This window comes from Companilactobacillus miaonis, from assembly GCF_036913615.1.
GTDB lineage: Bacteria > Bacillota > Bacilli > Lactobacillales > Lactobacillaceae > Companilactobacillus.
Map to the genome: position 1 here is coordinate 48,469 of NZ_JAYKTX010000003.1, position 13,500 is coordinate 61,968.

11 protein-coding genes and 1 tRNA gene are annotated in these 13,500 nt (G+C 34.4%); 10 read left to right on the top strand and 2 right to left on the bottom strand.

Annotation, left to right across the window (positions count from 1 at the left end; translation table 11 throughout):
• Positions 1-36 precede the first annotated feature (36 nt).
• From U8521_RS03060 to U8521_RS03075, 4 genes are all read left to right on the top strand, one after another.
• Positions 37-1,266 (top strand): glycosyltransferase family 2 protein, encoded by a 1,230-nt coding sequence (locus U8521_RS03060; protein WP_334333597.1) that lies wholly within the window; start codon positions 37-39, stop codon positions 1,264-1,266.
• The gene (locus U8521_RS03065; RefSeq protein ID WP_334351839.1) at positions 1,190-3,334 is read left to right on the top strand and encodes a cellulose biosynthesis cyclic di-GMP-binding regulatory protein BcsB; all 2,145 of its coding nucleotides are present in this window, start codon (positions 1,190-1,192) and stop codon (positions 3,332-3,334) included. Before U8521_RS03060 ends, U8521_RS03065 begins: the two co-directional genes overlap by 77 nt.
• Positions 3,321-4,178 (top strand): GGDEF domain-containing protein, encoded by an 858-nt coding sequence (locus tag U8521_RS03070; RefSeq protein ID WP_334333599.1) that lies wholly within the window; start codon positions 3,321-3,323, stop codon positions 4,176-4,178. The genes U8521_RS03065 and U8521_RS03070 overlap by 14 nt, the downstream gene beginning before the upstream one ends.
• Positions 4,179-4,606: 428 nt before the next feature.
• Positions 4,607-4,729: a hypothetical protein gene (locus U8521_RS03075; protein ID WP_281275445.1), complete on the top strand. Its 123-nt coding sequence runs from the start codon at positions 4,607-4,609 to the stop codon at positions 4,727-4,729.
• 154 nt (positions 4,730-4,883) lie between these two features.
• On the opposite strand, the gene U8521_RS03080 is transcribed toward U8521_RS03075, so the two are convergent.
• A tRNA-Gly gene (locus tag U8521_RS03080) sits at positions 4,884-4,954 on the bottom strand.
• A 167-nt stretch (positions 4,955-5,121) separates the two neighbouring features.
• On the opposite strand from U8521_RS03080, the gene U8521_RS03085 reads away from it, so the two are divergent.
• The 3 genes from U8521_RS03085 (at position 5,122) to U8521_RS03095 (ending at position 8,787) form a co-directional block, all read left to right on the top strand.
• Entirely contained in the window at positions 5,122-5,604 is a 483-nt protein-coding gene (locus U8521_RS03085; RefSeq protein ID WP_334333042.1) for a hypothetical protein, read from the top strand.
• Between the two features lie 558 nt (positions 5,605-6,162).
• Positions 6,163-7,854 (top strand): arginine--tRNA ligase, encoded by a 1,692-nt coding sequence (gene argS, locus U8521_RS03090; protein WP_334351840.1) that lies wholly within the window; start codon positions 6,163-6,165, stop codon positions 7,852-7,854.
• Positions 7,855-7,866: 12 nt separating this feature from the next.
• Entirely contained in the window at positions 7,867-8,787 is a 921-nt protein-coding gene (locus U8521_RS03095) for a prenyltransferase (RefSeq protein ID WP_334351841.1), read from the top strand.
• A gap of 61 nt (positions 8,788-8,848) precedes the next feature.
• On the opposite strand, the gene U8521_RS03100 is transcribed toward U8521_RS03095, so the two are convergent.
• Positions 8,849-9,763 carry an RluA family pseudouridine synthase gene (locus U8521_RS03100; protein WP_334351843.1) on the bottom strand — a complete coding sequence of 305 codons (915 nt, stop codon included), beginning with the start codon at positions 9,761-9,763 and terminating at the stop codon, positions 8,849-8,851.
• A gap of 90 nt (positions 9,764-9,853) precedes the next feature.
• Here U8521_RS03100 and U8521_RS03105 point away from each other — a divergent pair, with 90 nt between their 5' ends.
• From U8521_RS03105 to U8521_RS03115, 3 genes are read left to right on the top strand one after another with little or no spacing between them, the layout of a single operon-like run.
• Positions 9,854-11,926, top strand: a complete 2,073-nt coding sequence (locus tag U8521_RS03105) for a PBP1A family penicillin-binding protein (RefSeq protein WP_334333038.1) — start codon at positions 9,854-9,856, stop codon at positions 11,924-11,926.
• A 9-nt stretch (positions 11,927-11,935) separates the two neighbouring features.
• Positions 11,936-12,277 (top strand): YlbF family regulator, encoded by a 342-nt coding sequence (locus U8521_RS03110; protein ID WP_334333037.1) that lies wholly within the window; start codon positions 11,936-11,938, stop codon positions 12,275-12,277.
• Between the two features lie 60 nt (positions 12,278-12,337).
• On the top strand, positions 12,338-13,498 hold the full coding sequence (locus U8521_RS03115) for a metallophosphoesterase family protein (protein WP_334351844.1): 1,161 nt from the start codon (positions 12,338-12,340) through the stop codon (positions 13,496-13,498).
• The last annotated feature ends 2 nt before the right edge of the window (positions 13,499-13,500 follow it).

Genomic DNA, 13,500 nt, shown 5'->3' on the forward strand with positions numbered 1-13,500 from the left:
GGGGATGTAACTATCTCAGTATTGGATTTTTTCCTAATGATTGCGGTAATTTCTATTTGGGGAACGTTAGTTGTAAATCTTATTTTGACAGTTGCAGGATACACGTGGTATTTGAGGCATGTTCATAAACCAGATCCAAAACTTCCAAAGGATCCTCCATTTGTGTCAATTTTAGTACCCGCTCACAATGAGGGAATCGTTATTGTCAAGACTGTTCTTTCCTTATTAAGTTTTGATTATCCACAAGATAAATATGAAGTGATTGTAATTAATGATAATTCCAGTGATAATTCAGCGGAGTTACTGGGCGGATTGCAAGATCAATTTGGTCATCACCGGTTGAAAGTGATCAATACTGATAAAAAGACTGGTGGTAAAGGTAAGTCTAATGCTTTAAACATTGGTTTAAAAAAGGCTAAAGGTAGTTTGATCTCAATTTATGATGCCGACAATACTCCTGAGCATGGGGCATTAAGAATTCTAGTGGCAGAACTTCTTGAAAATGATCGGCTTGCAGCAGTAATCGGTAAATTCCGGACCAGAAATAAAAATGCGACACTTTTGACTCGCTTTATCAATATCGAAACATTATCATTTCAGTGGATGGCACAGGCTGGTCGACAACAACTTTTTCATCTATGCACGATTCCGGGGACTAATTATGTTATTAGAAGATCTGTTTTAGAAAAAGTTGGAGGTTGGGATGTTAAAGCCTTAGCTGAAGATACTGAAATAAGTTTTCGTGTTTACCAAATGGGGTATCGAATTAAGTTTCAACCGCGAGCAGTTACTTGGGAACAAGAACCGCAAACCTTGGATGTCTGGTTCCATCAGCGAACTCGTTGGGTAAAGGGAAATATCTACGTAATCATCAAGAACGCAAAATTATTGTTTCAAAAAAAAGGTCGTCCAATTCGTTTTGATTTACTTTATTTTTTAACAATCTATTTCTTACTAATGACATCACTCGTGTTATCTGATTCAGTTTTTGTTTTGTCAGTGGCAGGAATAGTTCATTCAGATTTACAAGGTTTTAGTAATTATTTGTGGCTCTTTGCAGTGTTGATGTTTGTAATTAGTACATTTGTAACAATAACAACTGAACGTGGGGAATTAACCTTCAGCAATCTTTTGTTAATCGTTTTTATGTATTTAGTTTATAGTCAAATGTGGCTGGCAGTAGCCGCTTATGGAATGGTGGGGTATATTCGTGAACAAGTATTTCATAAACAAGCAAAATGGTATAAAACAAAACGTTATAAGTAGTTTGATCAATATTAGTATATTGTTTATTTTGTTTTTATTTTTATCAAATCCAACGACTATTAAGGCTGCGGATAATCAAACTTATACACAACAGTTTCAAAATAGTACAACGACTCTTTCAGGAAAATCCGTGGAAGCAAATATGTATTTTACCAAAATGGATTATTGGGATGTTAAGAAATTAACTTTTAACTTTAACTATCAGGTCTCACAATTGGCTAATCGCCAAGCGTCTGATATAACTGTTTCTTTGAATGGAGTGAAATTTTACTCTTTTCGTCCTGGTGATAAAACCGGATTTCAAACTGAAAAAATTGATGTTCCTTTAAAATTACTCAGTGGAAGTAACAAGTTAACCATTAATGGGCAAATATTGGATCAAATGGATAATAAGAATTATCAATTACAGCAGACCCCAGCAAATTGGTTGACTATTGGGGACGGCTCTAATGTGAATTTTGAGTATCAACTTAAAGAAGCTGAGAATACTTTAAGCTCATTTTATGCTCATTTTTCTGGACAAGATACAATAGCCTATCAAAGATCAAAAATCATTACAGCTAATAATCCAAGTGCGGATGAATTAACTGCCAGTATGATTGCACTGTCGGGTGAATCTAGGATAATCACTACTGAAAATGACCAAATACCAGTTCTTCAAGCAAAGCATATCGATGCTGATAAAAATGATTATATGTTAGTAATTGCTAAATATGATCACTTACCAAGTGATTTAAAAAAACAAATTGATCCTAATTCATTGAATGATCGTGCGGTTATCAAAACATACTATACAGACAATAAATATTATTTAATTGTTACTGCAAAAACTGGGGCTTTAATTAAAAAAGCTGCTCGATTTGTTGCCAATGAGGAATTGATGAAAGAAACTGATAAATCATCTGAGGATGTTGAAGCTTCGACTGACACGTATACTTCTTCGTTGCATGACAATGGAACACATTATTTAACTACGACTTCTGACCAAATTCAGGGGGCTGGACATAGGGAAACTAGTTTCTTAGTCCAATTGCCCAATGATCGTTCCAATGCTGATGGGTCTCAAATAAATTTGCATTTCAATTACAGTAAAAATTTAAATTTCAATCGATCACTTGTTACGGTTTATATAAATAATACAGTGATTGGAAGTAAAAAATTAACTAAAGTTAGAGCCGACAAAGACACTTTAACTTTAAAATTACCTAGAGGTTTGTCATTGGGTAGTAGCTTTACTGTTCGAGTTGCATTTGATTTAGAGATGAAAGATCAAGATACGTCGGATAATAGTAATACACCTTGGGCATCGGTGGATTCTAATTCAAAAATGATAATAAAATCCGAGCGGAGTAATGATTTACTATTCACAAATTATCCAACGTTATTTATCTCTAATGAAACGTATAATGATATAGCGGTAGTAACTCCAAAGAAGCTGGATGAAAATGATTTTAAATCATTGACTAATATCTTTAATCTAATTGGTAATTTTGCAAAGAGTAACACTGGAACAATCAAATTTTATAAAAAAATACCAAGTAATGATGTTTTGAAAAACAGTAATGTGATTGTTTTAGGAACTCCAAGTAATAATAAAATGATTAAAACTTTAAATTCCCACTTGTATTTCAAGTATTCCAAACAATTTGATCGAATCGTTTCTAATGAAAAATTAAGTATCGAAAAGGATTATGGAAAGAAAATTGGAACGGCACAGTTGATACGTTCGCCATATAATGACAAACGGGGGATGCTGGTCGTAACCGGTGTTAATTCGTTAGATACTTATATTGCATCTACCCAGATTAATTTTCAGAAGAATATTCAACAGTTTAACGGAGATGCCATTGTCGTAGATATGAATAATGCGCATTATGGATATCGCTTTAAGAAAAATAAGGCAATTGATAAATCGTTAGAGAACAAGCGAACATTCAGTAAGAACTCTCAATTAATTCTTTATTTAGGACTTGCAATTGTGGTTATTTTGTTGATAGGTATGGCCGTGATTTTGACAGTGAGAAAACAAGCACGTTTAAATGGGGGCGAGAAGGATGAAAAACAATAACGATGAGAAAAAGTCTCTTTGGCAAGACATAGGACTTTTGGTTTTCATTTCGCTCTTTAGCATCACAGCAGTATTAATGTCTCTTTCTGGAAATATACTATTAAATGTAATTTATCTTTTTTGCACAATTTTGTTGTTAATGATCACGTATTTCTTTGGCGTTTTGCCTAGTTTGATATCGAATATAATCTTTATCGGCATACAGGCAATAATTATGACTTATCAGTTTGTCGTTCAAGTGAAAGAAATTCCTTGGCAATTGAGTTTTTGGATGGTGGTACCAATATTACTATCATTAGCCTTATATTCGATGACGAAAAATCAAGTTGAGCTTCAGAAGTCAAATGGCGAGCTAAGAACAGCTTTAATCGAGCGTGGGGCATTTGATGAGCAAACTAATTTGCGGACGACAGTGGCTTATATTGAAGATATAGCGGTATTTGCTGAAACTAATCGAAGATTCGATATACCTGTAACGACAGCTATTATTAAAATTCGTTATTTCAATGATTTGAAGCGAATGATGAGCCCTAATCAGATGAAATTGCTATTAAAACTGACGACAGATGCAATCAAAGAAAAGACGCGAACAAATGATATTACTTATTTGTTAAATAGTGATGATCCGACTTGGGCAATTCTTCTGTATACAGATGCCAAAGGAGCAGGAATCGCCACTAGTCGAATCAAAGATGGTTTTGAAAAGAAAGTTAAATCCAGCGACTCACTTTCAAACATGGCAATTTCTATGGTAGTGGGAATCGCTTCGTGGGATTCATCTACAATGAAGACGCCTTATGATTTGATGAATGCTGGTATTCATGAAACTCAATATGATGTTTAAAATCAATATTTGAGTTCAAGTTATTAAAATTAATGCATACAAAAAATACCCATCAGCTCATTTTGAGTTGATGGGTATTTGCTATTTAAATGTCGTTATCAATTTATTATAAGTAAAAAAATCGCAAAAAAGATAATATCAAGAATGGCCGACCATTCGTACCACCTGTCAGGTATACTAAACTCTACTGTGTTATGCCCCCGTTTACGAGGGTTCCACGACGGATATTCTTTTTTGGACATATTCTTCATTTTGCATCTTCTCCTTATTTGGTAATTCAATTATAATCACAATCAGTAAAAATTTCTACCATAACCCTATTATTTTTCGTAGAAAATTTAAAAATGTAAGGGCTTGCTTTTTATCAAATTAATTATATAATTAGTTACATCCGTTGAGTTAATAAGAAAAAATTGGGAGGTAGACAAATGAAATATCAAGTTAGTCTAAATACAAAATCTCAATTGTTTACCGTTGTAGATACAAGTACAAAGCTTTTTGCAAACGGTAAAACAATTGAAGAAGCAGTTAATAAATTAAAAACTGTTTAATTGACAAATTATTTTTAAATATTAGTTAATAAATAGCTCACAGTTTGTTGCTGTGAGTTTTTTATTTGGAGTGATTTTGTGGTTTCAATGAAAATTTGGTTGAAATAAAAAAAGCCGATCATTACTGACCGACTTTTAAGCGAATTGTTAATTAAGCGAACTACGAGAATCGAACTCGCGACACTAGCTTGGGAAGCTGGTATTTTACCATTAAACTAAGTTCGCATTTATTACAACTATTTGATTATACAACACATTATTCCAAAAAGATAAGTTTTATTTAAAATTCCTTTGCAAAGTAACGATATAAATTGATTTTTAATTATGCTTACCATAGAATCAAAGATGACGGTAGATTTCTATCGATATATTGCGTCAAGGAGAAGATAATAATGAAAAAAACATTGGTTACTTTATTAGCCGCTGTTTCATTAATGGGTGGATTTGCCACAGTTGCTACTGGTTGCTCAACCAATACAAAGAATACTGAACAAGTTGAAAAACACTCTGCCAAAAAGATCACTAAAGATGAAGTTAAGGGCCATGACTACGTTGGAGTTAGTGATGATAATAAAGATGAGTATTTGACTTTCTTCACGGGTAAAGATAAGAAGAAAGTTCAATTTGTTCGTGTAAGTAAAAATGGTTCACAAAAAGCCATCACTGATTTTAAGAAAGCTAAATTAGTTCTTAATAAAAAGAACCCTAAGAAATTCAAGATCGATGGTTTTAGAATTTTAAAAGAACCAGACTTTGAATGGAATTTCGTTAAGGTTGGTAAGACAACAATCAAATCTCCTGATGGTAAGAAATGGAAACTATATAACGGAACACACAAACAAGCAGTAAAGGCTGTTCAAAAGAACGGTAAATAATTAGAAGGTTTTAACATAAAGCAATATCTATTTTTAGGTATGATAGCCTATACTTAAAAATAGATGTTGCTTTTTATATTGCAAAAGAACATTATCACGTCTAAAATGAAACCAGTAAAAACGTTTTAAGGGTGGGTAATATGTTCAAATTTCAAACTAGAGCAGGCTCTTTAATTGGAACTTTAGGTGGAGTTTTTTTAGCTCATGTCTTTAAATTACGTGATAAAGTTTTAGAAGAAAAGAATAATTGTTTCCTATAAGATTGTGAAATTGTTGTAATGATAATTGCAAATAAAGATTGTTATTGCAGTTTTTATGTGCTATCATATTTTTGCAAAAGAGGGACTAATTAGTGATTCGATTTTCAGCGAGGTCAAGTTTGGTGTGAGTTGACTATTTCGGAAGCTAAGTCGCATCCCATCTTAATTAAATATTAATTTAATATATTAAATAATGAGTGGATATTAATCAATTAGAGTGGTACCGCGGGAAATCTCGTCTCTTTCAATACTAATTTGTATTGGAAGAGGCGTTTTTTTTATCCAATAGGAGGAAAATATGGACTTTAAGAAACAAGTAGTTGAAGCATTAACTAAAGTTTTACCAGACGAAATTACTGAGGAACAAGTTACAAAATTAATTGAAAAGCCTAAGACTTCAGATTTAGGTGATTACGCTTTTCCAACTTTCATCTTGGCAAAATCATTGCACAAGAATCCTAAAGTTATTGCTGAAGAATTAGTTGGTCAAATCGACACAGATGGCTTTGAAAAAGTTGTTAATACAGGTGCTTACATCAACTTCTTCTTGGATAAAAAAGCCTTTTCAGAAAATGTTATTAAAGAAGTTTTAGATCAAAAAGAAAATTATGGTAATGATGATTTAGGTAAGGGTCGTAACGTACCAATCGATATGTCTTCACCTAATATTGCAAAACCTATGTCAATGGGTCACTTGCGTTCGACAGTTATCGGTAATTCAATTGCTAATATTATCAAGAAATTGAATTATCAACCAGTGAAAATCAATCACTTGGGTGACTGGGGAACTCAATTTGGTAAGTTGATCGTTGGTTACAAAATGTGGGGTTCAGTTGAAGAAGTTGAAGCTGATCCAATCAATAATCTATTGAAGTATTATGTACGTTTCCACAAGGAAGCTGAAGAAAAACCAGAACTTGATGACGAAGCTCGTGCTTGGTTCAAGAAGATGGAAGATGGCGATGAAGAAGCATTAGCTCTTTGGACATGGTTTAAGGAACTTTCACTAAAAGAATTCCAAACAATCTATGACCGTTTAGGTGTTGAATTTGATCACTTTACTGGTGAATCATTCTACAACGATAAGATGGATGCAATCGTAAAGACCTTGGAAGACAAGAACTTGCTTGAAGAAAGCCGTGGAGCTGAAATCGTTGATTTATCTCAATACGACTTATCACCAGCTTTGATTAAGAAGACTGATGGTGCAACACTTTACATCACGCGTGATTTGGCTGCTGCCAAGTATCGTAAAGATACTTTTGACTTTGTGAAATCACTTTATGTTGTTGGTAGTGAACAAGCTGAGCACTTTACTAAATTGAAAATCGTTCTCAAGAAGATGGGTTACGATTGGGCCGACGACATTGTTTATATTCCATTTGGACTTATCACTACAGGTGGTAAGAAACTTTCAACTCGTAAGGGTAACGTTATCCTACTAGATGATGTTCTAAACGATGCTGTTAAATTAGCTAAGAAACAAATCGAAGAAAAGAACCCTAACTTGAAGAATAAAGATGCTGTAGCTGAGGCTGTTGGTGTCGGTGCGGTTGTTTTCCATGATTTGAAGAATGATCGTCGTGATAGCTTCGATTTCAATCTTGAAGAAGTTGTTCGTTTTGAAGGTGAAACTGGTCCTTACGTTCAATACACAAATGCTCGTGCTTTGAGTATTTTGAGAAAAGCTGACGTTGATTATAGTAATGCTGACAGTTTTGCTATTACTGACGGTGAAGCTTGGGATACTTTGAAGATGCTAGCTGACTTCCCTAATGTTATCCAACGTGCGGCTAATTCATATGAACCATCAGTTGTTGCTAAATATGTTTTGAAGCTTGCTAAGAGTTTCAACCAATATTACGCACACAGCCGTATCCTCAATGATGACGAAGGCTTAAAGGCTAGACTTGGTTTAGTTAAATCAGTTTCAACAGTATTACAAATGTCTCTAGCACTTCTAGGTGTTAAAGCTCCAGAAGAAATGTAGGGTGAATTAATTTTGGATAGAAAACTTTTTAGCGAACTATCAGAGATAAAAACGACCACACTTGATGTAGCGTGGTTGATATTAGCAATTGGTTTTACTTATCTAAATTACGAAACTTTCAATTTCTTGTACGGAATTTTAGGTTTTATCGCAGTTTTCTTCATTCATTTATTCATCAACTTCCATAACAATCTGATGGATTATCGAAATTCGAAGAGTGAAGAGTACCGTGAAAAAATCAGTACGATTGGGATTAATCGTGAATCATTGGCAGTAGTCAAAAAATGGATGTACGGTTTGGCCATTTTTCCATTAATAATTGGAGCCTTCTTAGTATATAAGACCGGTTGGTTCACTTTGGCATTAGGTGTCATTGGAGTCGGCATTGGTCTATTATACTCAGCAGGACCCAAGCCACTTAACTCTACAATGTTTGGAGAAGCAGTGGTGGCTATTGCCATAACCCAACTGATTCCTTTGACTTATGTCTATTTAGGCATGGTCGGGATTGGTAAGTTTGATTCTAGTACCGCAATTTCAGTGATTTTGGTCAGTCTACCAAATACATTTGCTGCCTTTTGTGCAGAACTTGCAAATGGAACTTGTGATCTAGAAGCAGATATCAAAAATGGTCGTCACACATTGGTCGAAACAATTGGGAAAGCCAATGCACTAGATTTATTTAAAGCTAGTTGGGCCTTAGCCTTCCTGCTAATTCCCATTATGGCTATTTTAAAAGTAGTACCTTACATTACACTCATGCTCGTACTACTTTATCCAAATATTTGGGATGATTTGCGACCTTACTTGAAAAAACAAGTTAAGAAACAAACATATCCTTTAGTAATCAAAGCAGTAACTAAATTGTCGGTGGGATATATTTTATTAATTGCTGTCGGGGCGATTGTAAAATTGATTATGTCCATGTTTTAGTTACTAACAACCAGAAAAGTTACTTCACTCCTAAACTTTTTTGGACAAAAAGAGAGCTCATCTAATTGTCGGGATTAGATGAGCTTTTTGGTTGCTTTAAATAAGCACATAGTAAATTATACATATCTTTAGGTAATTTTGCCTTAATTTTTTTAGATTTTTCACTAAAGGGCTCTTGGAAAATTAGTTCGTCGGCAAATAAAAATAACTTATCACGCTTCAAATCAGCGTTATATAGTGGGTCGTTGACGATTGGCCAACCCATATATGATAAGTGAACGCGCAGTTGATGAGTGCGACCAGTCAAGAGATTTAATTTTAAGAGAGCGTAGTTTTCATTTTTTTGAATGACTTTAAATTTAGTGATGGCTGAAAGTCCGTCTACTGAAACTTTACGTTTACGAACGTCATTAGGATCTTGGGCAATCGGCAGATCGATTGTTCCTGAAGGAGGAATTGGTTTGTTAAGCTTAACTAAGGCTAAATATTGGCGATGCAAAGTTTTGGAACTCAATTGACGATTAAAAATTGGTACTAGATAAGGAGTCTTTGAGATTAATACTAAACCGGAAGTTTCCATATCGATCCGATGGACCATGTAAGGATGACCGTTTTTTAAATAGTGTTCCACATCATTCATGAGTGAATCCGATTCGTCAGCTTTATTGGGATGAGTTTTTTTCCCGGCGGCTTTGTTGACTACGATAATATCGTCATTTTCATAAGCTACATCGACTTTGTCATTCCCTGGTAAATAAGACTGTGAGCTTCGGGGTGGAAAATTAAAATTAAGGGTAATTTGATCGTTTTCATGGATGATCGTATTGAATGGTTGGTAAATTCCGTTTACCAAAACGTCGTGTTGGATTCTTAAAAAATGCTGCCATTTCTTTGGTATCAACCATTTTTGCAATAATTGCCGCAAAGTTAATTGGTCTTTTGATTGGGAATGGTATACGATATTTTTTTGATACATTAATTGTGGACTCCTTAAATATTAATGAGTAAATTAAAAAAAGTTTCGATAATGTGATAAAATTTGTTCTTATACAGAGGTATTTAAACGATGAATAATGACAACAGGTTTTGGGATTGGCTCAAACCGAAATTACAAATTGCTTGGACTTTCATTAAAAAATATTGGAAGAGATTCCAGATTACACGCTGGCTCATTCTTCTAATTTTAACAATGATTTTAGTTTTAAGTAGTTTCTGGACCTATAAAGCCAAAACTGCTAATGTTCAAAACTTGCAGTCATCACTCCAGACGAAAACAACAGTCTTGGATAAAGATGGTGACGATGCAGGTGAACTTTATGCTAACAAAGGTACTTATGTTAGTTACGATAAGATTTCAAAAAATATTCAAAATGCGGTTATTTCGACTGAGGATCGAACATTTTGGACTAATCCAGGATTTAGTATTAAAGGTTACGCTAGAGCAGCTCTTGGATACTTGATTCACCACGGCATCACTGGTGGTGGGAGTACTTTGACACAGCAACTAGCTAAGAATTCACTCTTGACCCAAAAGCAGACTCTTTCTCGAAAAGGAGAGGAGTTGTTCTTGTCGATTGAAATCAATCGAGTTTATTCTAAAAAAGAAATTCTAACGATGTATTTAAACAATGCTTATTTTGGTAATGGTGTTTGGGGTGTTCAAGATGCATCTGAGAAGTATTTTGGTAAAAATGCTTCAGAACTTAATCCAGCCGAGGGCGCAGTATTAGCTGCTATTTTAAAAGCTCCTAATAACTACAATCCAATCGATAGTATGACTAATTCAAAAGCTCGTCGTAATTTAGTGTTAGATTTAATGGTCGAAAATAATAAATTGACTAGTTCTCAAGCTTCATATTACAAGAATACACCAATCTATTTGAATGATAATTATTCTGGTAATAGTTCTTATAAATATCCTTACTTCTTTGATGCTGTAATTTCTGAAGCAGTTAACAAATATGGCCTTAAAGAAGATGATATTTTGAATAAAGGCTATAAGATTTATACGACACTGGATCAGAATATTCAAACGAAGATGCAAAACTCATTTGATAATAGCTATTTATTCCCGGCTAATGCTGCTGATGGAACGAAAGTTCAAGGTGCTTCAATCGCAGTTGATCCAAAAACTGGTGGTATTTTAGCTGTTATTGGTGGACGCGGTGAGCATACCTTCAGGGGATACAATCGAGCAACGCAAATGAAACGTCAACCGGGATCAACAATCAAACCACTAGCAGTCTATACACCTGCAATTGAGAATGGTTATAGTTATGATTCTGAGTTACCGAATGAAGTTACTAGCTTTGGGAAAAATAAATATACTCCAACTAATGCCGATGGAATTTACTCGAAGACGATTCCGATGTATAAAGCATTAGTTCAGAGTGAAAATGTTCCAGCCGTGGCACTTCTAGACAAGATTGGCGTCAAAAAAGGTGTCTCTTCGGTGGAAAATTTTGGTATCGATGTCCACAAAAATGACCGTAACTTAGCTTTGGCACTGGGTGGATTGGAGACTGGTGTTTCACCATTACAAATGGCACGTGCTTATACAGCTTTTGCCAATGAAGGTAAATTAGCATCGACTCACTTTATAACTAAAATCGTTGATTCAACTGGAACGGTGATTGTTAATAATACCAATACTTCTAATAAGCAGATCATTAGTAAAAATACTGCTAAAGAAATGACAAGTATGATGTTAGGCGTTTATAACGAAGGTACTGGTAAAACTGCAAAGCCTTCGGGATATTCAATCGCTGGTAAGACCGGTAGTACAGAGGTACCCGATACTTGGGGCTATGCTGGTACTAAAGATCAATGGATGATTGGTTATACGCCAGATGTTGTGGTTGCTAGTTGGATTGGTTTTGATTCGACTGATCAGAATCATTTCCTCCACAGTTACAGTGAAAATGGCGTTGCTTCACTCTTTAAGAATGAAATGCAAAATATTTTACCACAAACCAAGGGTACAAGTTTTGGAGTTAAAGATGCTTCAAGCTTGGCAAGTGCTAATCAAGATAAGTCTGACAGTAGTAACATAACAGAAACTATTGAAGATGGAGTAGAAAGTATTAAAGATAAGGCTTCAGAATGGTATAATGATATTAAGAATTTTTTTGGTCAATAGGAGGACTGTATGAACATTTACGATAGTGCCAACCAACTCGAACAAGATTTGAGAAAGACGACAGAAGTTTCTGACTTGAAATTAGCTTTTGAAGCAGTTAAAGCTAACGACCTAGCCTACAAGCTTTTCGATAAAGTTCAAAACAAACAATTTGAATTACAACAAAAACAAATGCAAGGTCAAGAAATCACAGATGATGATATCAAGGCAATGCGTGAGTTGACAGATCAACTTTCAAACTACAGCGAAATTCAAAACTTGATGGAAAAAGAACAAAAAATGAATTCCATGATGGATGAATTGAATAAAATCATTTCAAAGCCAATCGCTGAAATTTATCAAGATAAATAATAAGGACTTAGGGCTTAGGTATTTTGCTCAAGTCCTTTTCTTTTACGGAGGAGTTTTAGAATGAAATTTTTGCATGCGGCTGACCTGCATTTGGACACACCATTTGTTGGTATCAGTAATTTTTCTAAAGATTTACAAGCTAAATTAAAAGAGTCCACTTATGAAGCTGCCAAGAAAATCTTTCAAACCGCCATTGATGAAAAAGTCGATTTCGTCATCTTAGCAGGGGATATTTTTGATGATACGGATAGTTCTTTGAAGGCACAAATGTTTTTGAAGACTCAATTTGAACAACTGAACCAAGTTGGCATCAAGGTCTTTATGGTTTATGGAAATCACGATTACTATCGTAATAATTTTTCAGTCATTAAATTTCCTGATAACGTCTATGTATTCGGTGCTACTCCAGAAACGAAGTCAATCATAGTTAGTGATGGAAAAAAAGTTGGTGTTACTGGTTTTAGTTATACTCAGCAACATATCAATCAAAATATTGTTCGAGAATATCCAGATCGTGGAGAATTTGATTATCAAATTGGCATCTTGCATGCGGGTGTCGCTGATAACAATTATGCTCCCTTTACGGTCAGTGATTTGTTGACTAAAGGCTATGACTATTGGGCATTGGGCCATATTCACAAGCGAGAGGTCCTACATACTAATCCGACGATCGTCTATCCTGGTGATATCCAAGGTCGTAATCAAAACGAAACAACCCCTAAGGGCTTTTATTTGGTTTCAGTTACAGATGACAAAACTGATTTAAAATTTGTTCAGAGTAGTCTTTATACATGGACGAAAGTCTCGTTAACGGTTGATAGTAAGGATTCTATTGATTCATTGATTGCTAAAATAACTGACCTTTTGGCAAAACCACAATTGTTGACCTTAACAATCAATGATGCTCAAGAATTGCAACAGGATGTTTTAAAGACGATTGAAAGAAATGAATTATTGTTGCAGATTCTGCAACTTAAGACACCTGGTTTGTTATATAAAATCAATTTAAAATTTAATAAGAATTCCCAATTATCAGCTATTGACCAAAAATATTGGGATCAAGCCCAGGAGAAGGCAATTGATTTAGATAAGATCAAAGATTTTGACAGTAAACTTTATAGTTCAGATGTAATTCGTGAACATATTAATGAACCAGGTTTTTTAAAACATATAATCGAATTAACGAAAAATACAATTAATCAAAAATATACTGGAGAATAATC